This window comes from Streptomyces sp. NBC_01275 (assembly GCF_026340655.1).
Classification (GTDB): domain Bacteria; phylum Actinomycetota; class Actinomycetes; order Streptomycetales; family Streptomycetaceae; genus Streptomyces.
Map to the genome: position 1 here is coordinate 1,931,843 of NZ_JAPEOZ010000001.1, position 25,593 is coordinate 1,957,435.

Sequence of the window (25,593 nt, forward strand, 5' to 3'; positions counted from 1 at the left end):
CCTCGAAGCCTGGTCACAGCTGGTCATGACCTGGGCAAGGCGTTCACAGACCCAGCCGCGCCAGCGCCTTCCCCCCGTCCAGCCCGCAGTTTCCCTCGCCCGCCGCCGTCCATGCCGCCGCGCACAGCGCCCGCAACCCGTCCAGGGCCTCGCCTTCCCCGACCAGCTCCAGCTGCTCCGCGCCCGCCGTCGCCGTCCAACCGCCGCACCGGAAGCCGTCGCCTGCCACGGTGACCTCCGGCTGCCCGGTGAGCAGCCCACGCAGATCGGCGTCCACGTACGTCGGCCGGTGCTGCGGGGGCGCGGCGAGAAGCTGCGCGCCGTCGGTCACGCCGGTGAGGACGAGCAAGGAGTCGACCTCCCCGTTGAACGCGCCCTCGATGTCCGTGTCCAGCCGGTCCCCGACGACCAACGGCCGCTCGGCGCCCGTCCGCAGGATCGTCTCCCGGTGCATGGGCGGCAACGGCTTCCCCGCGACCTGCGGCTCGGCGCCGGTCGCTATCCGCACGACCTCCACCGCCGCCCCGTTGCCCGGCGCGATGCCCCGCCCGCTGGGAATCGTCAGGTCGGTGTTGGACGCGAACCACGGCACCCCGCGCGCGACGGCGTACGACGCCTCGGCGAACCGCCCCCACGCCAGATCGGGCCCGCCGAACCCCTGCACCACCGCCGCCGGATCGTCGTCCGCCGACTCCACGGGCTCGAGCCCCCGCTCCCGCAGCGCGACCCGCAGCCCCTCACCGCCGATCACCAGCACCCGCGCCCCCGCCGGCACCTGCTCGCTGATCAGCCGCGCGACCGCCTGCGCCGACGTGATGACGTCATCCGGCCCCGTCGGTATCCCCAGCTCCGTCAGATGCCCGGCCACGGTGTCCGGGGTCCGCAGCGCGTTGTTGGTGACATACGCGAGCCGCATCCCTCCCGCGCGGGCGACGGCCAACGACTCCACGGCGTACGCGATCGCGTTGCCCCCCGCGTACACCACCCCGTCCAGGTCGAGCAGCGCAGTGTCGTACGCCTCGCTCAGGGCCTGCCCACTGCCCTCGGGCTTCGTCCTGACGCTCCGGCTCATTCCGCATCGCTCCTCGATCGATCCGCTTTCCCCCGATCATCGCGCATGCCACTGACAGACGTAGGACACGTACGATGCCGGGATGAACACAGCAGGTCACTCGGAAGCAACGGCGCCCCGAGGCCTGGAACTCACCCCGTTCCGAGGCCTGCGCTACGACCCCGACCGGGTCGGGAGCCTTGCCGCCGTCACCTCCCCGCCGTACGACGTCGTCGTCCGCCCCGACGGTCTGCACCAACTCCAGGACGCGGATCCGTACAACATCGTCCGGCTGATCCTGCCGCAGGCCACCACGCCCAGCGCCCGCACCGACCAGGCCGCCGACACGCTGCGCCGCTGGCTCGCCGAGGGCGTCCTGACGGTCGATCCCGAGCCCGCCCTGTACGTCTACGAACAGCGGCACGCCGACGGCATGCTCCAGCGCGGCCTCATCGGCCTCCTGCGCGTCTCGGAGCCCGCGGACGGCACGGTCCTCCCCCACGAGGACGTCATACCGCACGTCGTCGCGGACCGAGCGGCCCTGATGCGCGCCACCCACGCCAACCTCGAGCCCCTCCTCCTCACCTACCGGGGCGACGGCACGACGGCCGACATCGTGGACCGTACGGCCGCACAGCCGCCGCTCCTGTCCACCACCACGGAGGACGGCTACAGCCACCGCCTCTGGGCGATCACCGACCCCGCCGAGACCGCCGACGTCCAGGCGGACCTGGCCCACCACCAGGCCCTGATCGCCGACGGCCACCACCGCTGGGCGACGTACCGCCGACTCCGCGCGGAGCATCCCTCCCCCAGCCCCTGGGACCACGGCCTGGTCCTCCTGGTCGACACGGCCCGCTACCCCCTGCGCGTCCGCGCCATCCACCGCCTCCTGCACGGCCTGCCGGTCGCCGAGGCCCTGGCGGCGGTCGAGGGGCTGTTCCGGGTGCAGCGCCTGGAGACCCCTCTGCCGGAGGCGCTGCAGACCCTGGCGGACGCGGCCTGCGCGGGCAACGCGTTCCTGCTGGCGGGCGACGGCGCCTTCCACCTCCTCGACCGCCCGGACCCGGCGCTTCTCGCCCGCACCGTCCCCGCCGACCACCCCGCGGCCTGGCGCACCCTGGACGCGACGGTCCTGCACGCCACGCTCCTCGACCACGTCTGGCACATCCCCGAGGACTCCCCCGCCCACATCGCCTACATCCACGACACGGCCGCCACGGTCGACAAGGCGGAACGCGACGGCGGTACGGCCGTCCTGCTGCACCCGGTCCGCGAAGAGGTCGTCCGCGACCTGGCCCGCCAGGGCGTCACGATGCCCCGCAAGTCGACGTCGTTCGGCCCGAAGCCGGCCTCCGGCCTGGTCCTGCGCGCACTGGACCTCTGAAAGAAGAAAAAAGGGGGCGGGACCCGGTGTTCACCACCGGGTCCCGCCCCCCTCACGTCTCACCGACGAGGACGAACGTCAGTCCTCGTCGCCGTTTACCGCATCCTCGTCCTCGACGTCGACCTCGTCGTCGTCCTTGACCTTGACCTCGTCCTCAGCCTCGGTCTTCGCGGCAGCCTCGACAGTCTCAGCGGCCTCGGCGGCCTCGCCCTCGTCGAGGGCGTCGACGAAGTCCACCCCGTCCAGTTCGGCGAGCCGGTCGGAGGCGTCCGTGCTGCCGTCCCGGTCGGCCTCGACAGCCTTCGCGAACCACTCCCGCGCCTCACCCTCACGCCCGACGGCGAGCAGCGCGTCGGCATACGCGTACCGCAGCCGCGCGGTCCACGGCTGCACGGAGTGGGAGGCGAGCTCGGGGCTCTGCAGCGTCACGATGGCCGCGTCCAGCTGCTCCAGGTCACGCCGGGCGCCGGCGGCGACGAGGCGCATCTCCACCTGCCCGGCCTTGTCGAGCTTGTTGACCTCGGGGGCGCCGGCCATGTCCAGCGCCTTCTCCGGCCGCCCGAGCCCGCGCTCGCAGTCCGCCATGACGGGCCACAGCTCCACGGAGCCGGTCATCCGCCGAGCGGCCCGGAACTCCGCGAGGGCTTCGGAGTACTTCTGGTTGGCGTACGCGGCGAACCCGGCCGCCTCACGCACCGCGGCGACCCGCGACGCCAGCCGCAGCGCCACCTTGGAGTATCCGTAGGCCCCTTCGGGGTCCTCGTCGATCAGCCGCGCGACCATCACCAGGTTCTTGGCGACATCGTCGGCGAGCGTCTTCGGCAGGCTCTGCAGCTCCTGCCGTACGTCCTTGTCGATCTCCTCGCCGGTGACCTCCTCGGGGATCGGCAGCCGCTTGATCGGCTCCCGGTCCCGGTCCCGCTCATCACGGAAACGTCCGCCGCCACCGCCACCACGGCGGTCGTCGCCGCGCCGGTCGTCACGGCGGTCGTCGCGCCCGTCACGCCCACGAAAGCCACCGGGGCCACTGGGGCGACCGCCACGGTCGTCCCGACGCGGCCCACGGCTTCCACGGTCGTCACGGCCCTGGAACCCACCACGCTCGCCACGGTTGTCGTCCCGACGGAAGCCACCACGGTCGTCGCCGCGGCGGTCGTCCCTGCGGTCGTCTCGACGATCGTCCCGACGGAAGCCGCCACGGTCGTCATCGCGGCGGAAGGCGGGACGGTCGCCGCGGTCGTCGCGACGGAAAGGAGGACGCTCGCCGCGGTCGTCGCGGCGGAAGGGGGGACGCTCACCACGGTCGTCCCGACGCGGTCCGCGATCGCGGTCGTCGCGCTGGAAGGCCGGACGCGAACCCCGATCGCCCTCACGACGATCGTCACGACGGAAACCACCACGATCGCCGGAGCCACCGCCACGGTTGTCGCCACGATTGTCGTCGCGCCGGTCGTCGCGACGGAAGGCGGGGCGGTCACCACGGTCGCCGCGGTCGTCGCGACGGAAGGGAGGACGCTCACCACGGCCACGATCGTCACGACGGTCGTCACGCCGATCATCCCGACGGAAGCCGCCACGGTCGGCGTTGCCGCCACCGCTGCCGCCACGGTTGTCATCACGCCGGCCGAAGCCGCCACGGTCGTCGTCGCGGCGGAAGGCGGGACGGTCGCCGCGGTCGTCGCGACGGAAAGGAGGACGCTCGCCGCGGTCGTCGCGGCGGAAGGGGGGACGCTCACCACGGTCGTCCCGACGCGGTCCGCGATCGCGGTCGTCGCGCTGGAAGGCCGGACGCGAACCCCGATCGCCCTCACGACGATCGTCACGACGGAAACCACCACGATCGCCGGAGCCACCGCCACGGTTGTCGCCACGATTGTCGTCGCGCCGGTCGTCGCGACGGAAGGCGGGGCGGTCACCACGGTCGCCGCGGTCGTCGCGACGGAAGGGAGGACGCTCACCACGGCCACGATCGTCACGACGGTCGTCACGCCGATCATCCCGACGGAAGCCGCCACGGTCGGCGTTGCCGCCACCACTGCCGCCACGGTTGTCATCACGCCGGCCGAAGCCGCCACGGTCGTTGTCCCGGCGGAAGGCGGGACGGTCGCCGCGGTTACCGCCGCGGTCGCCGCGGTCCCCACTGTCCCGTCGCCGCTCGTCGCGCTCCGGTCGATCGTCGGGAGAGTTGGTGGACATCGGTGACTCCTGTCTTCGGTACCGCAAACATTCTCGCGCAGCCGAGTAGTCGGCGCGCTCCGGGCTGTGCTTGTTTCAAAGCTGTGCTTGTTTCAAAGCTTGTTTCAGAAAAACGAAAGGACCCCTGGTCCCAGCTGAACGCTGGGACCAGGGGTCCTTCCAAAGATTGTTCGGCGGCGTCCTACTCTCCCACAGGGTCCCCCCTGCAGTACCATCGGCGCTGTGAGGCTTAGCTTCCGGGTTCGAAATGTAACCGGGCGTTTCCCTCACGCTATGGCCACCGAAACCCTAATGGTTTCGAGCGAACAAGCACACTCTTCACTTGTTGTTCAGCTCTAACCGGCAACGGTCGTTGCCTCAGAACTAACACAGTGGACGCGAGCAACTGAGGACAAGCCCTCGGCCTATTAGTACCGGTCAGCTCCACCCATTACTGGGCTTCCACATCCGGCCTATCAACCCAGTCGTCTACTGGGAGCCTTACCCCATCTAGTGGGTGGGAACACTCATCTCGAAGCAGGCTTCCCGCTTAGATGCTTTCAGCGGTTATCCCTCCCGAACGTAGCCAACCAGCCATGCCCTTGGCAGAACAACTGGCACACCAGAGGTTCGTCCGTCCCGGTCCTCTCGTACTAGGGACAGCCCTTCTCAATGTTCCTGCGCGCGCAGCGGATAGGGACCGAACTGTCTCACGACGTTCTAAACCCAGCTCGCGTACCGCTTTAATGGGCGAACAGCCCAACCCTTGGGACCGACTCCAGCCCCAGGATGCGACGAGCCGACATCGAGGTGCCAAACCATCCCGTCGATATGGACTCTTGGGGAAGATCAGCCTGTTATCCCCGGGGTACCTTTTATCCGTTGAGCGACGGCGCTTCCACAAGCCACCGCCGGATCACTAGTCCCGACTTTCGTCCCTGCTCGACCCGTCGGTCTCACAGTCAAGCTCCCTTGTGCACTTACACTCAACACCTGATTGCCAACCAGGCTGAGGGAACCTTTGGGCGCCTCCGTTACTCTTTAGGAGGCAACCGCCCCAGTTAAACTACCCATCAGACACTGTCCCTGATCCGGATCACGGACCCAGGTTAGACATCCAGCACGACCAGAGTGGTATTTCAACGACGACTCACCGTGAACTGGCGTCCACGTTTCAAAGTCTCCCACCTATCCTACACAAGCCGAACCGAACACCAATATCAAACTGTAGTAAAGGTCCCGGGGTCTTTCCGTCCTGCTGCGCGAAACGAGCATCTTTACTCGTAGTGCAATTTCACCGGGCCTATGGTTGAGACAGTCGAGAAGTCGTTACGCCATTCGTGCAGGTCGGAACTTACCCGACAAGGAATTTCGCTACCTTAGGATGGTTATAGTTACCACCGCCGTTTACTGGCGCTTAAGTTCTCAGCTTCGCCACCCCGAAGAGTGACTAACCGGTCCCCTTAACGTTCCAGCACCGGGCAGGCGTCAGTCCGTATACATCGCCTTACGGCTTCGCACGGACCTGTGTTTTTAGTAAACAGTCGCTTCTCGCTGGTCTCTGCGGCCACACCCAGCTCGGGAAGCAAGTCCCCTCACCAGACGTGGCCCCCCTTCTCCCGAAGTTACGGGGGCATTTTGCCGAGTTCCTTAACCATAGTTCACCCGAACGCCTCGGTATTCTCTACCTGACCACCTGAGTCGGTTTAGGGTACGGGCCGCCATGAAACTCGCTAGAGGCTTTTCTCGACAGCATAGGATCATCCACTTCACCACAATCGGCTCGGCATCAGGTCTCAGCCTACATGTGCGACGGATTTGCCTATCGCACGGCCTACACCCTTACCCCGGGACAACCACCGCCCGGGATGGACTACCTTCCTGCGTCACCCCATCACTCACCTACTACAAGTCTGGTCCGTCGGCTCCACCACTTTCCATTCCCCGAAGGGTCCGGAACGGCTTCACGGACTTAGCATCGCCTGGTTCGATGTTTGACGCTTCACAGCGGGTACCGGAATATCAACCGGTTATCCATCGACTACGCCTGTCGGCCTCGCCTTAGGTCCCGACTTACCCTGGGCAGATCAGCTTGACCCAGGAACCCTTAGTCAATCGGCGCAAACGTTTCTCACGTTTGTATCGCTACTCATGCCTGCATTCTCACTCGTGAACCGTCCACCACTGCCTTCCGGCGCGGCTTCACCCGGCACACGACGCTCCCCTACCCATCCCAGCACCCGTTGGGGCTATATGCTGGAATGACACGACTTCGGCGGTACGCTTGAGCCCCGCTACATTGTCGGCGCGGAATCACTAGACCAGTGAGCTATTACGCACTCTTTCAAGGGTGGCTGCTTCTAAGCCAACCTCCTGGTTGTCTGTGCGACTCCACATCCTTTCCCACTTAGCGTACGCTTAGGGGCCTTAGTCGATGCTCTGGGCTGTTTCCCTCTCGACCATGGAGCTTATCCCCCACAGTCTCACTGCCGCGCTCTCACTTACCGGCATTCGGAGTTTGGCTAAGGTCAGTAACCCGGTAGGGCCCATCGCCTATCCAGTGCTCTACCTCCGGCAAGAAACACACGACGCTGCACCTAAATGCATTTCGGGGAGAACCAGCTATCACGGAGTTTGATTGGCCTTTCACCCCTAACCACAGGTCATCCCCCAGGTTTTCAACCCTGGTGGGTTCGGTCCTCCACGAAGTCTTACCTCCGCTTCAACCTGCCCATGGCTAGATCACTCCGCTTCGGGTCTTGAGCGTGCTACTGAAACGCCCTATTCGGACTCGCTTTCGCTACGGCTACCCCACCCGGGTTAACCTCGCAACACACCGCAAACTCGCAGGCTCATTCTTCAAAAGGCACGCAGTCACGAGAGTGCATGCAAGCATGCACTCCGACGCTCCCACGGCTTGTAGGCACACGGTTTCAGGTACTATTTCACTCCGCTCCCGCGGTACTTTTCACCATTCCCTCACGGTACTATCCGCTATCGGTCACCAGGGAATATTTAGGCTTAGCGGGTGGTCCCGCCAGATTCACACGGGATTTCTCGGGCCCCGTGCTACTTGGGTGTCTCTCAAACGAGCCGCTGATGTTTCGGCTACGGGGGTCTTACCCTCTACGCCGGACCTTTCGCATGTCCTTCGCCTACATCAACGGTTTCTGACTCGTCTCACGGCCGGCAGACCGTAAAAGAGAGATCCCACAACCCCGTATGCGCAACCCCTGCCGGGTCTCACACGCATACGGTTTGGCCTCATCCGGTTTCGCTCGCCACTACTCCCGGAATCACGGTTGTTTTCTCTTCCTGCGGGTACTGAGATGTTTCACTTCCCCGCGTTCCCTCCACATACCCTATGTGTTCAGGTATGGGTGACAGCCCATGACGACTGCCGGGTTTCCCCATTCGGAAACCCCCGGATCAAAGCCTGGTTGACGACTCCCCGGGGACTATCGTGGCCTCCCACGTCCTTCATCGGTTCCTGGTGCCAAGGCATCCACCGTGCGCCCTTAAAAACTTGGCCACAGATGCTCGCGTCCACTGTGCAGTTCTCAAACAACGACCAGCCACCCATCACCCCGAACCAACCGGTTCGAGTTCACTGGGGCCGGCATCAGAAGGCTTCCCGACCTCACGGCCGTGCCCTCAGACACCCAACAGCGTGCCCGATGCTCCCCGCCGCTTCCCTCATCCGTTCCACGCTCCGAAGAGCAGTACTAGGAAGGACAAGACGACCGAGTGCACCGAATAATCAACGTTCCACCCTTGAGCAACCAGCACCGGACGTTCGCCGATGAACTGGCCTCTGAACCAGCCCCGAAGGACCGGCTTAGAAGTGCTCCTTAGAAAGGAGGTGATCCAGCCGCACCTTCCGGTACGGCTACCTTGTTACGACTTCGTCCCAATCGCCAGTCCCACCTTCGACAGCTCCCTCCCACAAGGGGTTGGGCCACCGGCTTCGGGTGTTACCGACTTTCGTGACGTGACGGGCGGTGTGTACAAGGCCCGGGAACGTATTCACCGCAGCAATGCTGATCTGCGATTACTAGCAACTCCGACTTCATGGGGTCGAGTTGCAGACCCCAATCCGAACTGAGACCGGCTTTTTGAGATTCGCTCCACCTCACGGTTTCGCAGCTCTTTGTACCGGCCATTGTAGCACGTGTGCAGCCCAAGACATAAGGGGCATGATGACTTGACGTCGTCCCCACCTTCCTCCGAGTTGACCCCGGCAGTCTCCTGTGAGTCCCCATCACCCCGAAGGGCATGCTGGCAACACAGAACAAGGGTTGCGCTCGTTGCGGGACTTAACCCAACATCTCACGACACGAGCTGACGACAGCCATGCACCACCTGTACACCGACCACAAGGGGGCGCCTGTCTCCAGACGTTTCCGGTGTATGTCAAGCCTTGGTAAGGTTCTTCGCGTTGCGTCGAATTAAGCCACATGCTCCGCTGCTTGTGCGGGCCCCCGTCAATTCCTTTGAGTTTTAGCCTTGCGGCCGTACTCCCCAGGCGGGGAACTTAATGCGTTAGCTGCGGCACCGACGACGTGGAATGTCGCCAACACCTAGTTCCCACCGTTTACGGCGTGGACTACCAGGGTATCTAATCCTGTTCGCTCCCCACGCTTTCGCTCCTCAGCGTCAGTAATGGCCCAGAGATCCGCCTTCGCCACCGGTGTTCCTCCTGATATCTGCGCATTTCACCGCTACACCAGGAATTCCGATCTCCCCTACCACACTCTAGTCTGCCCGTATCGAATGCAGACCCGGGGTTAAGCCCCGGGCTTTCACATCCGACGTGACAGACCGCCTACGAGCTCTTTACGCCCAATAATTCCGGACAACGCTTGCGCCCTACGTATTACCGCGGCTGCTGGCACGTAGTTAGCCGGCGCTTCTTCTGCAGGTACCGTCACTCTCGCTTCTTCCCTGCTGAAAGAGGTTTACAACCCGAAGGCCGTCATCCCTCACGCGGCGTCGCTGCATCAGGCTTTCGCCCATTGTGCAATATTCCCCACTGCTGCCTCCCGTAGGAGTCTGGGCCGTGTCTCAGTCCCAGTGTGGCCGGTCGCCCTCTCAGGCCGGCTACCCGTCGTCGCCTTGGTGAGCCGTTACCTCACCAACAAGCTGATAGGCCGCGGGCTCATCCTTCACCGCCGGAGCTTTTAACCCCCACCCATGAGAATGGAAGTGTTATCCGGTATTAGACCCCGTTTCCAGGGCTTGTCCCAGAGTGAAGGGCAGATTGCCCACGTGTTACTCACCCGTTCGCCACTAATCCACCCCGAAGGGCTTCATCGTTCGACTTGCATGTGTTAAGCACGCCGCCAGCGTTCGTCCTGAGCCAGGATCAAACTCTCCGTGAATGTTTTCCCGTAATCGGGACTACACACACGAGAGCGGAACGGTCAGGCGGAATAAGCCCGGCCGTTCACAGCGTCCTCGCTGTGTTTTTTTCAAAGGAACCTCATCCTCGGCTATCACTGCCGGGGACGGGGTATCAACATATCTGGCGTTGATTTTTGGCACGCTGTTGAGTTCTCAAGGAACGGACGCTTCCTTTGTACTCACCCGAGAGACTCTCTCAGGCTTTCCTCCGGGCGCTTCCCTTCGGTCTTGCGTTTCCGACTCTATCAGATCCTTTTCCGATCCGATTCCCTGTCGGCGGGTTATGCCTTGGGCTTTGGGCTTTCGCCCGTCGGCCTTTCGACATTCACTACGTTAGCCGATTCCCTCGGCAACTCATAATCGAGTTCCTGCGAGTTCGAATTCGGGCATGCGGGCACGCCGAAATCCGCTCCCGCTGAGGGGCGTCGTAGGTAGTGGGTTGGCCACTTCCGGCTGCAGGCGATTGCCGTACCCGGTTCAAGCGGCTCGGGCCACGTTACGCGCCGTTCATGAGCGAGTCAACTTGAGCGGCGTCGGGGGGCATGGGCCCGGTAGGGGCTCACTGTCGGGTCGTCAGCGACCCAGTACCGCCAGGGGTGGACGGCTCCGTCGCCGGAGACTCCGGTGCGCGGACCGCTGCGTACCTGGTCGGAGGGGACCGGGGTGCCGGTCAGGATCCTCAAGGGGGTGTCCCCCTTGGTGCACGCGTCCGTGCCGTCGAGGGTTCGGTCCACGTCCAGGGCGGTGGCCAGGCGGGCAGGTCCTTTGGCCAGTTCCTTGTCATATCGGGCCGAGAGTCGACGTTTACGCGCCAGCTCCGTGCCCTCGACCACCTCGCCGGCGCGCAGCAGAACCGCGCTCGCCCGGCCCTCCGGACCGCAGACGAGGTTCATGCAGTGCCACATGCCATAGGTGAAGTAGACGTACACATGACCGGGCGGACCGAACATCACCTCGTTGCGGGCCGTGTGACCGCGGTAGGCGTGGGAGCCGGGGTCGTTCGCGCCGTCGTAGGCCTCGACCTCTGTCAGGCGGAGGGTGATCGGACCGTCGGGGGTCGTACGGACGAGGAAGCGGCCCAGGAGGTCCGGGGCCACTTCCAGCACAGGGCGGTCGAAGAAGGCCCTGGGCAGGGGCGTACGGTCGGGGGTCGCGATCATGCCCTCGGAGCGTAGTGCAGACCGATGGGTGCGTCGGGGTGGTCAGCGGGCGCTCTGCTTGCCAGGGTGTGGGACGCGGAACCGGCCGCGGCCGGATCGCGTTTGTAGGGATCAAGGGGTCGAGGGATCCCTTGGATACGCGTAGTACCCGCAGTGCCCGTAGTAGAGGTCGTAGAAGGTCTTAGAGGGAGAGTCATGGCGTTCAAGAAGCTGCTCGCGAGTCTGGGGGCCGGCGGGGCTTCGGTCGAGACGGTGCTGACCGAGGTCAACGTCGTTCCGGGCGGTGTCGTCCAGGGCGAGGTGCGGATCCAGGGCGGGTCCGTCAACCAGCAGATCGAGGGGCTGTCCGTCGGACTGCAGGCCAAGGTCGAGGTCGAGAGCGGCGACCAGGAGTACAAGCAGGACATCGAGTTCACGAAGGTGCAGCTCGGCGGGGCCTTCGAGTTGCAGGCGGGCGCCGTGCACACGGTGCCGTTCGGGCTCGAGATCCCGTGGGAGACGCCGGTCACCACGATCGACGGTCAGCCGCTGCGCGGAATGCACATCGGAGTGACGACGGAACTGGCGATCGCGCGGGCCGTGGACTCCGGCGACCTCGACCCGGTCAACGTCCACCCGCTGCCGGCGCAGAAGGCGATCCTGGACGCGTTCATCCAGCTGGGCTTCCGCTTCAAGAACGCGGACATGGAGCGCGGTCACATCCGGGGCACCCGGCAGAAGCTGCCGTTCTACCAGGAGATCGAGTTCTTCCCGCCGTCGCAGTACCGGGGTCTGAACCAGGTCGAGCTGAGCTTCGTCGCCGACGAGAACGCGATGGACGTCATCCTCGAGATGGACAAGAAGCCGGGGCTGTTCAGCGAGGGCAGCGACACCTTCCGCTCGTTCCAGGTGGGTCTGCACGACTACCAGGCGACCGACTGGGCGGCGTACCTCAACCAGTGGCTGTCCGAGGTCGGCAGCAAGCGCAACTGGTTCTAGGCTCGGAACCACTTGCCCCCACAGAACCGTTCAGGAGGTACCGAGGTGACCGAGCTCAAGCGGCGGCCGCTCCCCCATGACTTCCATCCGTCCGTGCCGTCGTTCACGGTGACGAGCGCGGACTTCGCGGAAGGCGCGACGCTCAAGGACGACCAGGTCTACGCGGAGGGGAACACCTCGCCGCAGCTGCGGTGGGAGGGCTTCCCGCCCGGGACCAAGAGCTTCGCGGTGACCTGCTACGACCCCGACGCCCCCACCGGCAGCGGGTTCTGGCACTGGGTGCTGTTCGACATTCCGGCCTCCGTGACCGAGCTGCCGGCGGGCGTGGGCAGCGGGAAGTTCGACGGGCTGCCCGAAGGGGCCGTGCACGCGCGTAACGACTATGGATCGAAGGACTTCGGTGGGGCCGCGCCGCCGCCCGGGGACGGGTCGCACCGGTACGTCTTCACGGTGTACGCGGTGGACCAGGAGAAGCTCGGTCCGGATGCCGACGCCTCACCCGCCGTCGTCGGCTTCAATCTGCGGTTCCACACGATCGCCCGTGCTCAGCTGATCGGTGCGTACGAGCATCCCGCGGAGGGATGAGTCAGCTCATCGTTCATTGAACGTTTGCCCGCCTCTGGTCTTGGAAGTGATCAGGGGCGGGCATTTTTTATTGCGTTGTCCATCTCGGCGTGCCCGGCCAGAGTTGATCCAAGCCCGCCAGGGAGTGGGCCTGTGCGCATGGGAGGTGGGCTGGAATGCGAGACACGCTGGTGCTGAACGCCAGTTTCGAGCCGCTGTCGACGGTGACGTTGAATCGAGCCGTCGTTCTGGTGCTCCAGGACAAGGCCGTCGTCGAGCAGGCCCACCCCGAACTGCGTATGCGCGGGGCCGCGGTCGACATACCGGCGCCCCGGGTGATCAGGCTGTGCAGGTATGTACGGGTGCCCTTCCGAAGACAAGCCCCGTGGTCGAGGCGGGGTGTGCTGGTGCGGGACCGGCACCGGTGCGCGTACTGCGGCCGCCGGGCGACGACCGTGGACCACGTGGTGCCGAGGGCGCAGGGCGGCCGGGACTCGTGGCTGAACACGGTCGCGTCCTGCGCGGAGGACAACCACCGCAAGGCGGACCGGACTCCGGACCAGGCGGGTATGCCGCTGCTGCGGCAGCCGTTCGAGCCTTCGCCGGCGGACGCGATGCTGCTGTCCCTGGGACACGAGGACTTCGACGCGCTCCCGGACTGGCTGGCCCAGCCCGCGGCCTAGCCCGCCAGACCGCCTGACCGTCTTGACCCCTCTGGCCTGTACGGCGGTTACAGCAGTGGGGCCCACCTCCGTCGGGAGGTGGGCCCCACTGTCGTAGAGCCGCAGTCGGGTCAGTCGATGGAGGGCTTTTCGCGGCGCTCGTTGTTGCCACTTGAGCCGCCGGAGTTGCCGCCGGAGTTGCCGCTGCCCGAATTGCCGCCCGGGTTGCCGAAGTTGCCCATCGCGCCGGAGAGGCCCTTGAGGGCGTCGCCGATCTCGCTGGGGACGATCCAGAGCTTGTTGGCGTCGCCTTCGGCGATCTTCGGGAGCATCTGGAGGTACTGGTAGGAGAGGAGCTTCTGGTCCGGGTCGCCGGCGTGGATGGCCTCGAAGACCGTGCGGACGGCCTGGGCCTCGCCCTCGGCGCGCAGGGCGGCCGCCTTGGACTCGCCCTCGGCGCGCAGGATCTGGGACTGCTTCTCGCCCTCCGCGGTGAGGATGGCGGCCTGGCGCGTGCCCTCCGCGGTGAGGATCGCGGCGCGCTTGTCACGGTCGGCGCGCATCTGCTTCTCCATCGAGTCCTGGATGGAGGTGGGCGGCTCGATGGCCTTGAGCTCGACGCGGTTGACGCGGATGCCCCACTTGCCGGTGGCCTCGTCGAGGACGCCGCGCAGGGCCGCGTTGATCTCCTCGCGGGAGGTCAGGGTGCGCTCCAGGTCCATGCCGCCGATGATGTTCCGCAGCGTGGTGACGGTGAGCTGCTCGATCGCCTGGATGTAGCTGGCGACCTCGTAGGTCGCGGCCCGGGCGTCGGTCACCTGGTAGTAGATGACCGTGTCGATGTTGACGACCAGGTTGTCCTGGGTGATCACCGGTTGCGGCGGGAACGGGACGACCTGTTCGCGCAGGTCGATGCGGTTGCGGATGGTGTCTATGAACGGGACGACGATGTTGAGACCCGCGTTGAGCGTGCGTGTGTAGCGGCCGAAGCGCTCCACGATCGCGGCGCTCGCCTGTGGGATGACCTGGATCGTCTTGATCAGGGCGATGAAGACCAACACCACCAGGATGATCAGGACGATGATGACCGCATCCATCGTGCTCCCCGTACCCTTCTCCGCCTCGGCGCTTTCGGAAGATCTTATGCCTGTTGAAGATCTTGCTGGTCGAGTGTGACAGAACGTCGTGTGGATCGTGAGGTGTTCGGTTCACTTGCGCCGTGCGGGAGTTGTGCGCGCTTTGGGCGAGATCGTCGCGTGATCGCACAACGTCGCGCGGGGTCACATGACGATCGCCGTGGCCCCCTCGATGTCCACGACGTCGACTTCCTGACCCACTTCGTAGGCGTGGTCGGTGTCGAGTGCGCGCGCCGACCAGACCTCTCCGGCGAGCTTGATCCGGCCCCCGGCGCGGTCGACGCGCTCCAGGACGACGGCCTGTCGGCCTTTCAACGCGTCGATGCCCGTGGCGAGTCGGGGGCGTTGCCTGCTGTGCCGGTTCGCGATGGGGCGTACGACGGCGACGAGGGCGACCGAGACGATGACGAAGACGAGGACCTGTGGCACCGCTCCGAGGCCCAGGCCCGCCGTGACGGCGGCGGCCACCGCGCCGACCGCGAACATGCCGAACTCCGGCATCGCGGTCACCACGAGCGGGATTCCGAGCGCCGCTGCGCCGACGAGCCACCACACCCATGCGTCGATGTCGTCCACACGGCCATGGTAGGGCCGTGGGTCCTGCTGGGGACAGGGCGCGAAAGGGGCGGTCAGGACAGCGGCAGGCCCTGTGCGGTCCAGCGGTCGCCGACCTGTTCCACGACGAGCGGGAGGCCGAAGCAGCGGGAGAGGTTGCGGGAGGTGAGCTCGAGCTCGACCGGGCCCGCGGCGAGGACCTTGCCCTGGCGGATCATGAGGACGTGGGTGAAGCCGGGGGCGATCTCCTCGACATGGTGCGTGACCATGATCATCGAGGGGGCGATCGGGTCGCGGGCGAGGCGGCCGAGCCGGCGTACGAGGTCCTCGCGGCCGCCCAGGTCGAGGCCGGCGGCGGGCTCGTCGAGGAGCAGCAGCTCGGGGTCGGTCATCAGGGCGCGGGCGATGAGGGTGCGCTTGCGCTCGCCCTCGGAGAGGGTGCCGAACCTGCGCTCCAGGTAGTCGCTCATGCCGAGGCGGTCGAGGAAGGCGCGGGCGCGCTGCTCGTCGACGTCCTCGTACTCCTCCTGCCAGCCGGCCGTCATGCCGTAGGCCGCCGTGAGCACGGTCTCCAGGACGGTCTGGCGCTTGGGGAGCTTGTCGGCCATGGCGATGCCGGCCATGCCGATGCGGGGGCGCAGTTCGAAGACGTCGGTGCCGGGGCTGCCGAGGGTCTCGCCGAGGATGGTGGCGGTGCCCTTGCTGGGGTAGAGGTAGCTCGACGCGAGGTTCAGGAGCGTGGTCTTGCCGGCCCCGTTGGGACCGAGGATGACCCAGCGCTCGCCTTCCTTGACCGACCAGGAGACCTGGTCCACCAGAGCCCGGCCCTCACGGACCACCGATACGTCCTGAAGCTCCAGAACATCGCTCATGAGCGCGTTGTCTCCCCTTGCAGTGTGGCCGGTCTCGGAAACCTCCAGGAAAATCTACGCCACCCGTTGGGCGGCCCGTTCCATCGGTCCGGTCCTTAGGGTGGAGGCATGCTTTCGGAACCGCGCTCTGGTCGCCTCGCCGCTTGGGGAAATGCCTTGTTGGCCGGATTTGTCTCGCCGGACGACGCCGTCCTGGCCATCGTCGGCGAGGACGCCGTGCACCGGGTGGAGGGGCTGCCCGGCGAGTCGGCGCCCGTCGGGCTCACGCTCGCGCTGGGGCGCCTGCGGACGCTCGGGGTGAGCGGGCTGCGGGTGGCGCTGCCCGCGCCCGGGCATCCGCTGGGGCTGAGCGGACCGCCGGAGTTCAACGCCCGGGCGCTGGAGGCGGAGGAGGCGGTGATCGGCCACGGCGCCGGATACGGGCTGGTGCCGGAGGTGCACGAGGCCGGGCCCGCCGGTGATGTGCATGTCGAGGTCGTGTGGCACTGCCTGGCGGTGCGGGAGGCCCCGCCGGCGGATGTGCCGTCGCTGGGCGAGGCCGAGCGGGAGCTGGCGGAGGCGTTGCGGGACGCCACGGCGGTGCTCTCGCGGCTGGACGTCGCCGGGGCGGGGCCGGTGGCGGAGGCGGCGATCGACGCATATCGCTCTCGCGCGGAGCGGGGGCGGGAGGTGCTTGCTCCCGGGTACCCGCCGCGGGCGGTGCGGGTGCTGGAGCTGGCGCAGCGGGTCGGGTTGCTGGTGTCGGTGGCGTATGAGAGCGGGCACGGGGGTGCGGTGAGCTCCGCTGAGATGGCGGCTCGTGCTGAGGCGTTGCGGCCTGTCGAGCGGACGGCTCGGCGGGCGCAGGTCGCTGCGTACAACTCCGTTGTGGAGGAGCGGGAGCGGGGGGTGCGGTGAGCGTCTTCTCCTTGGTGACCGGCGTTGGTGTCGGCGTTCTCTGGGGGCTCTGCCCCCAGGCCCCCGTTCGGCCCTGAAGGGGCCTCGTCCTCAAACGCCGGACGGGCTGAAATTGCCGGACCCAGCCGGAAGTGTCGGCGCCGGCATGCAAAAGGCCCCCGCGTCGTCCTTGGCGCGGGGGCCCTGCTGCGGGTCGGGGGCTCAGTCGTTCACGCCGGTGTTGCCGAAGGCGGGGTTCAGCAGGCCGATGAGGTTCGCGGTGTTGCCGACCACGTTGACGGGGACGTGCACCGGGACCTGGACGGCGTTGCCCGAGCCGACGCCCGGCGACTTCACGGCCGCGCCTTCGGCGCCGGAGTCGGCGAAAGCGGCGCCGGCCGATGCGCCCGCGGCGATGCCGGCGACGGTGAGGGCCACGGCGGCCTTCTTGGCGATGTTCATGAGAAGCGATCCTCCTGCGTTGGCGTGTCCGACCCGGCCGCGGGCCGTGCGCTGATCAACGCGGGAGTGGGCGGGAACGGTACGCGGCCGTCCGCCGAAGTGCCCGTTCGGATCATTGGGGCGACAAGAAGACCGGCCTCCCCCGGTGGGGGCCGGGGGAGGCCGGAGGTCAGCGCGGGTCCGGGTGGGACCCCGGTGGCCGCAGTCGCCTCAGTGGTTGAGGCCCAGGTTGCCGAAGGCCGGGTTCAGCACGCCGATGACGTTCACGCTGTTGCCGACGACGTTCACCGGGACGTGCACCGGGGCCTGGATGACGTTGCCCGAGACGACGCCCGGCGAGCCCTTGGCCTCGCCGAGGGCCGTGGCGCCGTCGGCGGCGGAGGCCAGGCCGGCCCCCGCGGCCACCAGGCCGCCGGCCACCATCGTCACGGCCGCTGCCTTCTTCAGGTTCTTCACTTCGAAACCCCTCCTAGCGAGTACCGCGGCAGTCGCCGCAGCACGCACTGGAGAACGCCGGAGATCCACGAAGGATGCGCCATTCGGGGGACATTCCCACGACGGTATGAATCTCAGTCCGGAACGGGACGCTCCGTATTGCCGCCGCAGCGCCCCTCGCGCTTCTCAACGCGTCAGACCATGGCGTACGGCCCACAGCGCGGCCTGGGTGCGGTCCGCGAGGTCGAGTTTCATCAGGATGTTCGAGACGTGGGTCTTCACCGTCTTCTCGGACAGCACCAGGGCGCGGGCGATCTCGCGGTTGGAGCGGCCGTCCGCTATCAGGCCGAGCACCTCGCGCTCCCGTTCCGTCAGCGAACCGCCCCTCCCCTGGCCTGAGTTGGACTCCTCCTGGGACAACAGGGCACCCGCCACCTCGGGTTGGAGCAGGATGTGGCCCGCGTGGACGGAGCGGATGGCGCCGGCCAGGGCGTCCGGGTCCACGTCCTTGTAGACGTATCCGGCGGCGCCCGCGCGCAGGGCCGGGACCACCGTGCGCTGTTCGGTGAAGCTGGTGACGATCAGCACGCGCGCGGGGTTGTCGAGTGCGCGGAGCCTGCGCAGCGCCTCGATGCCGTCGGTGCCCGGCATCTTGACGTCCATGAGGACGACGTCGGGCTTCAACTCCTCGGCGCGCTCGACTCCTTCGGCGCCGTCGGCCGCCTCGCCGACGACCTCGATGTCGTCCTGTACCTCCAGGAAGGTGCGCAGGCCCCGGCGGACGACCTGGTGGTCGTCGACGAGCAGCACCTTGATGGCGTCAGCCACCGGGGACCTCCATCTCGATCGTGGTGCCCTTGCCGGGCGCCGATTCCACGGTCAGCGTGCCGCCGACCCCGTTCGTCCGGTCCCGCATGGAGACGAGGCCGAGGTGGCGTCCCGCGCTGCGGACCGTCCTGGGCTCGAAGCCGCCGCCGTCGTCGGCGACCCGGAGGACGGCCCCGCGGGCACGGCGCTCCAGCGTCACCTCGACGTGTTCTGCTCCGGAGTGCCGCAGGGCGTTGTGCAGGGCCTCCTGGGCGACCCGGAGCACGGCCTCCTCCTGTGCGGCCGGGAGGGCGCGGAAGCTCCGGCCGGCGAAGGTCACGCGCGCAGTGTGGGCGCGGTCGAGGACCTGGATCTGGGTGCGCAGGGTGGCGATGAGGCCGTCCTCGTCCAGGGCGGCGGGGCGCAACTCGACGACGGCCGCGCGCAGTTCGTCGGCGGCTTCGGCGGCCAACGCGGCGACCTGCTGGATCTCGCCCTTGGCGCGGACCGGGTCTCGGTCGACGAGGGCGGCGGCGGCCTGGGCGGTGAGGCGCAGGGAGAACAGCTTCTGGGCGACCGCGTCGTGCAGCTCGTGCGCGAGCCGGGAGCGTTCCTCGGTGATCGTCAGCTCGCGGCTGCGCTCGTAGAGGCGGGCGTTGGTGAGGGCGATCGCGGCGTGCTGGGCGAGGATCGCCAGCAGCTCCTCGTCGTCCTCGGTGAAGCCGCAGCTCCCCTCGGGCTTCCCGCGCGGGGGGTGCGGAGGGTCTCCCTCCGCAGCACACAGCTTGTTGGCCAGGAACAGCGCGCCGATGACCTCGTCGCCGTCGCGGATGGGCAGGCCCAGGAAGTCGGACATGTCGGGGTGGGCGGACGGCCAGCCCTCGAAGCGCGGGTCCTTGCGCACGTCGGCGAGGCGCTCGGGCCTGGCCTCCTGGAGCATCGCCGCCAGGATGCCGTGCTGGCGGGGCAGCGGGCCGATGGCCTTCCACTGCTCGTCGCTGACGCCGTCGACGACGAACTGGGCGAAGCCTCCGTGGTCGTCGGGGACGCCGAGGGCGGCGTACTGCGCGTCGAGCAGTTCGCGGGCGGAGGCGACGATCGTCTTGAGGACGTCGCGCACCTCGAGGTGCCTGCTCATGGCCAGCAGCGCGGCGCTGACCGCGGCGAGGCCGGACCGGGGGCCTTGACTCATGCCTTCACGGTACCGGCGGGGTCCGACAGCGGGATCGGGCCTGTGGCGGCCCCGGGTAGGGCGGGAGACCTAGGTCGGAGGTCCTCGGTTCGGCGGCGTAGGGCCGAGGGACCGGGTGTGCGGGCGTACGCCGAAGGGCCCGGTGAACCGGGGCCTGCGGGCCGAGGCGGGGAGGGCGGCGCCGTTCCTACGGTGAGGTCACCGCCGAGCACACCGAGCACCGGCGGTCGGACGAGGGGACGGTTGTCATGCCGGTAGCGATCATCACGGGGGCCTCGAAGGGGCTGGGGCGGGCGTTGGCCGAGGCGCTGGCCGCGCGGGGGTGGGATCTGGTGCTCGACGCGAGGACGGCGGAGGTGCTGAAGGAGACGGCGGCGGCGGTCGGGAAGCACGGGGGCGCGGTGGAGGCGCTCGCGGGGGACGTCACGGATCCCGTGCACCGGTCGGCGCTGGTGGCGGCAGCCGGGCGGCTCGGCGGCTGCGATCTGGTGGTGAGCAACGCGAGCGCGCTGGGCGCCGAGCCGCTGGTGCGGCTGGAGGCGCTGGACCTGGCGGGGCTGCGGCGGGCGCTGGAGGTGAACGTCGTGGCCGCCCTGGGGCTGGTCCAGGAGGCGCTGCCGCTGCTGCGGGACGCGCGGGAGGGCGCGGTGATCGCGGTCAGCTCGGACGCGGCCGCCGAGGCGTACGAGACGTGGGGCGGCTACGGGGCGTCGAAGGCGGCCCTGGACCAGTTGGCGGCGGTGCTCGGCGCGGAGGAGCCGGGGCTGCGGGTGTGGGCGGTGGACCCCGGGGACATGGCCACGGACCTGTACGCGGCGGCCGTACCGGAGGACGGGGAGGCGCGGCCGGAGCCGGGCAGTGTGGCGCCGGGCTTTCTGCGGCTGCTGGACGAGCGGCCGGCGAGCGGCCGGTACGCGGCTCCGGCGCTGTCGGAGGGACGGCGATGACGCTGACCGTAGAGGTGCCCGAGGAGTTGTCGGCGCGGGTGCCGGCCGAGCAGCGCGGGCCCGGGCGGGACCGGGGCGACGTACGGCTGCTGGTGTCGCGGGGGGCGGAGGTCGCGCATCACGTGTTCCGGGAGTTGCCGTGTCTGTTGCGGGCCGGGGATCTGCTGGTGGTGAACACGTCGGCGACGTTGGCGGCCGCGGTGGACGGGCGGATCGGGCACGCGCGTGTGGTGGTGCACTTCTCCACGCGTGGGGACGACGGGCGGTGGGCGGTCGAGCTGCGGGATCCGGACGGGAAGGGCACCACCCGCGCGCGTGCGGGCGGGCCGGCGGGGGCGGAGGTGCGGCTGCCGGGAGGGGTGCGGCTGATCCTGGAGGGGGCACTGAGCGGTGGCGGTGGGCGGCTGTGGTGGGCGCGGGTGTCCGGCGGGGCGGTGCTCGGGCTGCTGCGGGAGCACGGGCGGCCCATTCGTTACTCCTATACGGAGCGGGATCAGCCGTTGTCCGTGTATCAGACGGTGTTCGCGCTGCCGTCGGCGGACGGGTCGGGCAGCGCGGAGATGCCGAGCGCGGCGCGGCCCTTCACGGCGGGGCTGGTGGCGGAGCTGGTGAGCCGGGGGGTGCAGTTCGCGCCGATCACGTTGCACACGGGGGTCGCCTCGGCGGAGGCGCACGAGCCGCCGTATCCGGAGCGGTTCGCGGTGCCGGAGGCGTCGGCCCGGCTGATCAACGCCGTGCGGGCCGGGAAGGGGCGGGTGATCGCGGTCGGGACGACGGCGGTGCGGGCCGTGGAGTCGGCGGCCGTGGCGGACGGGGTCGTACGCGCGCGTGAGGGGTGGACCGATCTCGTGGTGACGCCCGAGCGCGGGGTGCGGGCGGTGGACGGGCTGCTGACCGGGCTGCACGAGCCGGAGGCCTCGCATCTGCTGATGCTGGAGGCGGTGGCGGGGCGGGCCGCGATCGACCGGGGGTACGACGAGGCGCTGCGGGGGCTGTACCTGTGGCACGAGTTCGGGGACGTGCACCTCATCCTCCCGGAGGGGGACCTGACCCAGAGCGTTGCTTCGGCAACTGCCGGTGAGAACGAGCCGGGGCTGGTGTGAGCCCGCGCATAGGGCGCACATCACGTACGAAGGACGATAGGAGACAAAGGGGGGCCACATGAACGGGGCAGATAGTTTCATCTGTCCCGTTTTGCCCATCCCCGATCCACTACCCGGGATCGTACGTCACACCTTTGCCTGGCCATTTTGCGGCCGCTAAGAATGGCTCTCGTCGCTCATCGCCGCGGGTTCTTCCCCGCGGCGTTCGTGCCGCAAGCACCCGCTGTCCACCGTCGGACGATGAGAGCGACCTCCGCGCTATTCGAAGAGGTCCTTCCGCCATGCCCAAGAACACTCACAAGATCGCGATCGCCGGCGTCGCCACCCTCGGCGCCGCCGCCCTCGCCTTCTCCGTGGTGCCGGCCGACGCGCAGACCACCACGAAGGACGCCGTCTCCTCGTCCCGGGTCGCCTACAGCTCCGAGCCGGTGCAGGACGTCAAGGCCAGCGTGACCGACCAGCTGGCGGGTGCGAGCGTGAAGGTCGACGCCATCGAGGCGAAGAAGGAGGCCGCAAAGGCCGCCAAGGACGCCGTCGCCAAGAAGAAGGCCGCCACGGAGGCCGCCGCAGAGGCCGCCGCGGCGAAGAAGAAGGCGGTTGCCGCGGCCGCCGCGAAGAAGAAGGCCGCCGCCGCGGCCGCCGCGAAGAAGAAGGCCGCCGCCGCGCGCAAGGCGAGGGAGGCCGCGAGCCGCGCCGCCCAGCGCGCCACGATCAAGCAGGTCGTCGCGAAGTCCTACGCGAACAACCTCGACGGCTGGATCAAGCACTCCCTGGACATCATGAAGTCCAAGGGCATCCCGGGCTCCTACAACGGCCTGTACCGCAACATCATGCGGGAGTCCTCGGGCAACCCGAACGCGATCAACAACTGGGACGTCAACGCCGTCAACGGCATCCCGTCGAAGGGCCTGCTGCAGGTGATCCCGCCGACCTTCTCGGCGTACCACGTCAACGGCACGTCCTGGAACATCTACGACCCGATCGCCAACATCACGGCCGCGGCGAACTACGCGGCCGACAAGTACGGCTCGATCGACAACGTCGACAGCGCGTACTGAGCGACCTCCGTACGCCGATGGGCGGCACCCCGTACCGGGGGTGCCGCCCATCGGCGTCGTACGGGGTGGACTACTTGCGCATGACCTCGGGCTCGTGGCGGCGCAGGAAGCGGGCCACGAAGAAGCCGCAGATCACGCCGAGGACGATCAGCGCGACCATGTCCAGGCTCCAGGCTCCGAGGGTGTGGTCCCACAGCGGGTCCGTGTCCCCGCCGTCCTTGGGCGGGCTGATCTTGTTGAAGTCCAGCGTGGCGCCCGCGGCGGCGACCGCCCAGCGCGACGGCATCAGGTACGAGAACTCGTTGACGCCGACCGCGCCGTTCAGGGAGAACAGGCAGCCGGTGAACACGACCTGGATGATCGCGAACATCACCAGCAGCGGCATGGTCTTCTCGGCCGTCTTCACCAGCGACGAGATGACCAGGCCGAACATCATCGAGGTGAAGCCCAGCGCCATGATCGGGATGGAGAGCTCGACCATGGTGGCGCTGCCGAGGACCAGGCCCTCCTTCGGGATCTCCCGGCTGGCGAAGCCGATGACGCCGACCAGCAGGCCCTGCAGCACGGTGACCACGCCGAGCACGAACACCTTGGACATCAGGTACGCGGAGCGCGACAGACCGGTCGCGCGCTCCCGCTCGTAGATGACCCGTTCCTTGATCAGCTCGCGGACCGAGTTCGCCGCGCCCGCGAAGCAGGCGCCGACCGCGAGGATCAGCAGGACGGTGGTGGCCGTGCCGTTGGGGATGATCCGGCCGGTCTTCGGATTGAGCGGGTTGGGCAGCAGGCTGTTGCCGGAGTCGATGAGCAGGCTCACCGCGCCGAGCACGGCCGGCAGGATCACCGTCAGGGCCAGGAAGCCCTTGTCGGAGACGATCACCGAGACATAGCGGCGCACCAGTGTGACGAACTGGGACATCCAGCCCTGCGGCTTCGGCGGCCGCATCGCCTGCATCGGCGGCATCTGTACGGACTGCGGCGCGATGGCGTCGATGTCCGCGGCGTACATCTGGTAGTGCTGCGAGCCCTTCCAGCGGCCCGCCCAGTCGTAGTCGCGGTAGTTCTCGAAGGCGGAGAAGACGTCGGCCCAGGTGTCGTAGCCGAAGAAGTTCAGCGCCTCCTCCGGCGGGCCGAAGTAGGCGACCGAACCGCCCGGGGCCATCACCAGCAGCTTGTCGCAGATCGCCAGCTCGGCCACGGAGTGGGTGACGACCAGGACCGTACGGCCGTCGTCGGCGAGGCCGCGCAGCAGCTGCATGACGTCGCGGTCCATGCCCGGGTCGAGGCCGGAGGTCGGCTCGTCCAGGAAGATCAGCGACGGCTTGGTGAGGAGCTCCAGGGCCACCGAGACGCGCTTGCGCTGGCCGCCGGAGAGGGAGGTGATCTTCTTCTCCTTGTGGATGTCCAGCTTGAGCTCGCGCAGCACCTCGTCTATGCGGGCGTCGCGCTCGGCGCCCGTGGTGTCGGCGGGGAAGCGGAGCTTGGCCGCGTACTTGAGGGCCTTCTTGACGGTCAGTTCCTTGTGCAGGATGTCGTCCTGCGGAACCAGGCCGATGCGCTGGCGCAGCTCGGCGAACTGCTTGTACAGGTTCCGGTTGTCGTAGAGGACGTCTCCCTGGTTGGCGGGCCGGTAGCCCGTCAGCGCCTTGAGCAGCGTCGACTTGCCGGAACCGGACGGTCCGATGACCGCGATCAGCGACTTCTCCGGGGCGCCGAAGGAGACGTCCTTGAGGATCTGCTTGCCGCCGTCGACCGTGACGGTCAGGTGGCGGGCCGAGAAGGAGACCTCGCCGGTGTCGACGAACTCCTCGAGCCGGTCGCCGACGATCCGGAACGTCGAGTGGCCGACGCCCACGATGTCGGCGGGGCCGAGGAGCTGGGTGCCGCCCTTGGCGATCGGCTGGCCGTTGACGAACGTGCCGTTGTGCGAGCCGAGGTCGCGGATCTCCATGCGGCCGTCGGGCGTCGAGTGGAACTCGGCGTGGTTGCGGGACACCTGGAGGTCGGAGACGACCAGCTCGTTCTCCAGGGCACGGCCGATGCGCATCACGCGGCCGAAGGAGAACTGGTGGAAGGTGGTGGGGCTGCGGTCGCCGTAGACCGGCGGCGCCCCCGCGCCGTCACCGGGGCCCTGCTGCGGGATGTGCGGCGCCGCGGCCTGCTGCGGCTGCTGCCAGCCGCCTTGCGGGACCTGGGCGGCCTGCGGCTGAGGCGCCTGCTGGGCCCAGCCCGGGTTCGCGGCCTGCGCGGCGTACGGCTGCTGCTGGGGCTGCGCGACGGGCGCCTGCGCCCCCGAGAGGTTCACGCGCGGTCCGTCGGTCGCGTTGCCCAGATGCACCGCGGTGCCCGGGCCGATCTCCAGTTGATGGATCCGCTGGCCCTGCACGAACGTGCCGTTGGTGCTGCCGTGGTCCTCGATCACCCAACTGCGGCCGTTGAAACTGACCGTGGCGTGACGCCAGGAGACCCTGGCGTCGTCGAGGACCACGTCCCCCTGCGGATCGCGTCCGAGCGTGTATGGCCTGGACGGATCTAGCGTCCAGGTGCGTCCGTTCAATTCCAGTACGAGTTCCGGCACTCCATGCCCCACTGAGTAGTCCCCCGAGTTACCCCCATCACAGGGAGTCTAGGGATGTCGAACATCGTCGGGAACTATTTCAGTAGCGGCCCCCTGACCGAAAGTCGGGCCTTGTGAAGAGCCTGCGTGAGCGCATCGGCCGTTTCCGTTGACGGGGTTGAAACCGGGCCGGAGAGTGGTAAACGCACGCGA

At 67.9% G+C, this 25,593-nt stretch carries 19 protein-coding genes, 3 rRNA genes and 1 pseudogene; 8 read left to right on the forward strand and 15 right to left on the reverse strand.

The window, feature by feature from the left end; all coding sequences use genetic code 11:
- Positions 1–43: 43 nt before the first annotated feature.
- Positions 44–1,072, reverse strand: coding sequence for an HAD hydrolase-like protein (locus OG562_RS08260; RefSeq protein ID WP_266395453.1), 1,029 nt, complete (start codon positions 1,070–1,072; stop codon positions 44–46).
- Between the two features lie 82 nt (positions 1,073–1,154).
- Between OG562_RS08260 and OG562_RS08265 the strand changes: the two genes are divergently transcribed.
- Positions 1,155–2,438, forward strand: a complete 1,284-nt coding sequence (locus OG562_RS08265; protein WP_266395456.1) for a DUF1015 domain-containing protein — start codon at positions 1,155–1,157, stop codon at positions 2,436–2,438.
- A 78-nt stretch (positions 2,439–2,516) separates the two neighbouring features.
- Here the strand turns inward: OG562_RS08265 and OG562_RS08270 are convergent, their stop codons facing one another.
- The 6 genes and pseudogenes from OG562_RS08270 to OG562_RS08295 form a co-directional block, all read right to left on the reverse strand.
- On the reverse strand, positions 2,517–3,329 hold the full coding sequence (locus OG562_RS08270) for a hypothetical protein (protein WP_266409106.1): 813 nt from the start codon (positions 3,327–3,329) through the stop codon (positions 2,517–2,519).
- 480 nt (positions 3,330–3,809) lie between these two features.
- Positions 3,810–4,604: pseudogene (locus tag OG562_RS08275) on the reverse strand (tetratricopeptide repeat protein); the annotation flags it as partial.
- A gap of 198 nt (positions 4,605–4,802) precedes the next feature.
- Positions 4,803–4,919: ribosomal RNA gene (gene rrf / locus OG562_RS08280) — 5S ribosomal RNA — on the reverse strand.
- A 102-nt stretch (positions 4,920–5,021) separates the two neighbouring features.
- A 23S ribosomal RNA gene (locus tag OG562_RS08285) occupies positions 5,022–8,145 on the reverse strand.
- Between the two features lie 323 nt (positions 8,146–8,468).
- A 16S ribosomal RNA gene (locus OG562_RS08290) occupies positions 8,469–9,994 on the reverse strand.
- Together the 16S, 23S and 5S rRNA genes form the textbook arrangement of a ribosomal RNA operon.
- Before the next feature lie 540 nt (positions 9,995–10,534).
- Positions 10,535–11,176 carry a DNA-3-methyladenine glycosylase gene (locus OG562_RS08295; protein WP_266395458.1) on the reverse strand — a complete coding sequence of 214 codons (642 nt, stop codon included), beginning with the start codon at positions 11,174–11,176 and terminating at the stop codon, positions 10,535–10,537.
- 195 nt (positions 11,177–11,371) lie between these two features.
- Here OG562_RS08295 and OG562_RS08300 point away from each other — a divergent pair, with 195 nt between their 5' ends.
- The 3 genes from OG562_RS08300 (at position 11,372) to OG562_RS08310 (ending at position 13,401) form a co-directional block, all read left to right on the forward strand.
- Positions 11,372–12,154: a sporulation protein gene (locus OG562_RS08300; protein ID WP_266395460.1), complete on the forward strand. Its 783-nt coding sequence runs from the start codon at positions 11,372–11,374 to the stop codon at positions 12,152–12,154.
- 45 nt (positions 12,155–12,199) lie between these two features.
- Entirely contained in the window at positions 12,200–12,739 is a 540-nt protein-coding gene (locus tag OG562_RS08305) for a YbhB/YbcL family Raf kinase inhibitor-like protein (RefSeq protein ID WP_266395463.1), read from the forward strand.
- 155 nt (positions 12,740–12,894) lie between these two features.
- Positions 12,895–13,401: an HNH endonuclease gene (locus tag OG562_RS08310; protein ID WP_266395466.1), complete on the forward strand. Its 507-nt coding sequence runs from the start codon at positions 12,895–12,897 to the stop codon at positions 13,399–13,401.
- Between the two features lie 110 nt (positions 13,402–13,511).
- Here the strand turns inward: OG562_RS08310 and OG562_RS08315 are convergent, their stop codons facing one another.
- From OG562_RS08315 to OG562_RS08325, 3 genes are all read right to left on the reverse strand, one after another.
- The gene (locus OG562_RS08315) at positions 13,512–14,477 is read right to left on the reverse strand and encodes an SPFH domain-containing protein (protein ID WP_266395467.1); all 966 of its coding nucleotides are present in this window, start codon (positions 14,475–14,477) and stop codon (positions 13,512–13,514) included.
- A gap of 183 nt (positions 14,478–14,660) precedes the next feature.
- Positions 14,661–15,092: an NfeD family protein gene (locus tag OG562_RS08320; RefSeq protein WP_266395469.1), complete on the reverse strand. Its 432-nt coding sequence runs from the start codon at positions 15,090–15,092 to the stop codon at positions 14,661–14,663.
- 53 nt (positions 15,093–15,145) lie between these two features.
- Complete coding sequence (locus OG562_RS08325; RefSeq protein WP_266395472.1) at positions 15,146–15,943, reverse strand: ABC transporter ATP-binding protein; 798 nt, start codon at positions 15,941–15,943, stop codon at positions 15,146–15,148.
- A 108-nt stretch (positions 15,944–16,051) separates the two neighbouring features.
- Between OG562_RS08325 and OG562_RS08330 the strand changes: the two genes are divergently transcribed.
- Positions 16,052–16,840 (forward strand): hypothetical protein, encoded by a 789-nt coding sequence (locus tag OG562_RS08330; RefSeq protein ID WP_266395475.1) that lies wholly within the window; start codon positions 16,052–16,054, stop codon positions 16,838–16,840.
- Between the two features lie 201 nt (positions 16,841–17,041).
- On the opposite strand, the gene OG562_RS08335 is transcribed toward OG562_RS08330, so the two are convergent.
- The 4 genes from OG562_RS08335 to OG562_RS08350 all read right to left on the reverse strand — a co-directional run bounded on the left by OG562_RS08335 (position 17,042) and on the right by OG562_RS08350 (position 19,715).
- The gene (locus OG562_RS08335; protein WP_266395478.1) at positions 17,042–17,281 is read right to left on the reverse strand and encodes a chaplin; all 240 of its coding nucleotides are present in this window, start codon (positions 17,279–17,281) and stop codon (positions 17,042–17,044) included.
- A gap of 210 nt (positions 17,282–17,491) precedes the next feature.
- Positions 17,492–17,737: a chaplin gene (locus tag OG562_RS08340; protein ID WP_266395480.1), complete on the reverse strand. Its 246-nt coding sequence runs from the start codon at positions 17,735–17,737 to the stop codon at positions 17,492–17,494.
- 165 nt (positions 17,738–17,902) lie between these two features.
- Complete coding sequence (locus OG562_RS08345; protein ID WP_266395482.1) at positions 17,903–18,544, reverse strand: response regulator transcription factor; 642 nt, start codon at positions 18,542–18,544, stop codon at positions 17,903–17,905.
- On the reverse strand, positions 18,537–19,715 hold the full coding sequence (locus OG562_RS08350; RefSeq protein ID WP_266395484.1) for a GAF domain-containing sensor histidine kinase: 1,179 nt from the start codon (positions 19,713–19,715) through the stop codon (positions 18,537–18,539). The genes OG562_RS08345 and OG562_RS08350 overlap by 8 nt, the downstream gene beginning before the upstream one ends.
- 248 nt (positions 19,716–19,963) lie before the next feature.
- On the opposite strand from OG562_RS08350, the gene OG562_RS08355 reads away from it, so the two are divergent.
- From OG562_RS08355 to OG562_RS08365, 3 genes are all read left to right on the forward strand, one after another.
- A complete protein-coding gene (locus OG562_RS08355) occupies positions 19,964–20,662 on the forward strand; it encodes an SDR family oxidoreductase (protein WP_266395487.1) in 699 nt (232 codons plus the stop codon).
- Positions 20,659–21,765, forward strand: coding sequence for an S-adenosylmethionine:tRNA ribosyltransferase-isomerase (locus OG562_RS08360; RefSeq protein WP_266395490.1), 1,107 nt, complete (start codon positions 20,659–20,661; stop codon positions 21,763–21,765). The genes OG562_RS08355 and OG562_RS08360 overlap by 4 nt, the downstream gene beginning before the upstream one ends.
- Before the next feature lie 281 nt (positions 21,766–22,046).
- On the forward strand, positions 22,047–22,823 hold the full coding sequence (locus OG562_RS08365; RefSeq protein ID WP_266395493.1) for a transglycosylase SLT domain-containing protein: 777 nt from the start codon (positions 22,047–22,049) through the stop codon (positions 22,821–22,823).
- A gap of 70 nt (positions 22,824–22,893) precedes the next feature.
- Here the strand turns inward: OG562_RS08365 and OG562_RS08370 are convergent, their stop codons facing one another.
- On the reverse strand, positions 22,894–25,413 hold the full coding sequence (locus tag OG562_RS08370) for an FHA domain-containing protein (protein ID WP_266395496.1): 2,520 nt from the start codon (positions 25,411–25,413) through the stop codon (positions 22,894–22,896).
- Positions 25,414–25,593 lie beyond the last annotated feature (180 nt).

What these genes read in the sequence shown, in the direction of transcription:
- OG562_RS08260 (WP_266395453.1), bottom strand. Translation starts at nt 1,072, where the DNA reads ATGAGCCGGAGCGTCAGGACGAAGCCCGAGGGCAGTGGGCAGGCCCTG.
- OG562_RS08315 (WP_266395467.1), bottom strand. Translation starts at nt 14,477, where the DNA reads ATGGATGCGGTCATCATCGTCCTGATCATCCTGGTGGTGTTGGTCTTC.
- OG562_RS08310 (WP_266395466.1), top strand. Translation starts at nt 12,895, where the DNA reads ATGCGAGACACGCTGGTGCTGAACGCCAGTTTCGAGCCGCTGTCGACG.
- OG562_RS08325 (WP_266395472.1), bottom strand. Translation starts at nt 15,943, where the DNA reads ATGAGCGATGTTCTGGAGCTTCAGGACGTATCGGTGGTCCGTGAGGGC.
- OG562_RS08355 (WP_266395487.1), top strand. Translation starts at nt 19,964, where the DNA reads ATGCCGGTAGCGATCATCACGGGGGCCTCGAAGGGGCTGGGGCGGGCG.
- OG562_RS08330 (WP_266395475.1), top strand. Translation starts at nt 16,052, where the DNA reads ATGCTTTCGGAACCGCGCTCTGGTCGCCTCGCCGCTTGGGGAAATGCC.
- OG562_RS08350 (WP_266395484.1), bottom strand. Translation starts at nt 19,715, where the DNA reads ATGAGTCAAGGCCCCCGGTCCGGCCTCGCCGCGGTCAGCGCCGCGCTG.
- OG562_RS08335 (WP_266395478.1), bottom strand. Translation starts at nt 17,281, where the DNA reads ATGAACATCGCCAAGAAGGCCGCCGTGGCCCTCACCGTCGCCGGCATC.
- OG562_RS08365 (WP_266395493.1), top strand. Translation starts at nt 22,047, where the DNA reads ATGCCCAAGAACACTCACAAGATCGCGATCGCCGGCGTCGCCACCCTC.
- OG562_RS08300 (WP_266395460.1), top strand. Translation starts at nt 11,372, where the DNA reads ATGGCGTTCAAGAAGCTGCTCGCGAGTCTGGGGGCCGGCGGGGCTTCG.
- OG562_RS08360 (WP_266395490.1), top strand. Translation starts at nt 20,659, where the DNA reads ATGACGCTGACCGTAGAGGTGCCCGAGGAGTTGTCGGCGCGGGTGCCG.
- OG562_RS08265 (WP_266395456.1), top strand. Translation starts at nt 1,155, where the DNA reads ATGAACACAGCAGGTCACTCGGAAGCAACGGCGCCCCGAGGCCTGGAA.
- OG562_RS08295 (WP_266395458.1), bottom strand. Translation starts at nt 11,176, where the DNA reads ATGATCGCGACCCCCGACCGTACGCCCCTGCCCAGGGCCTTCTTCGAC.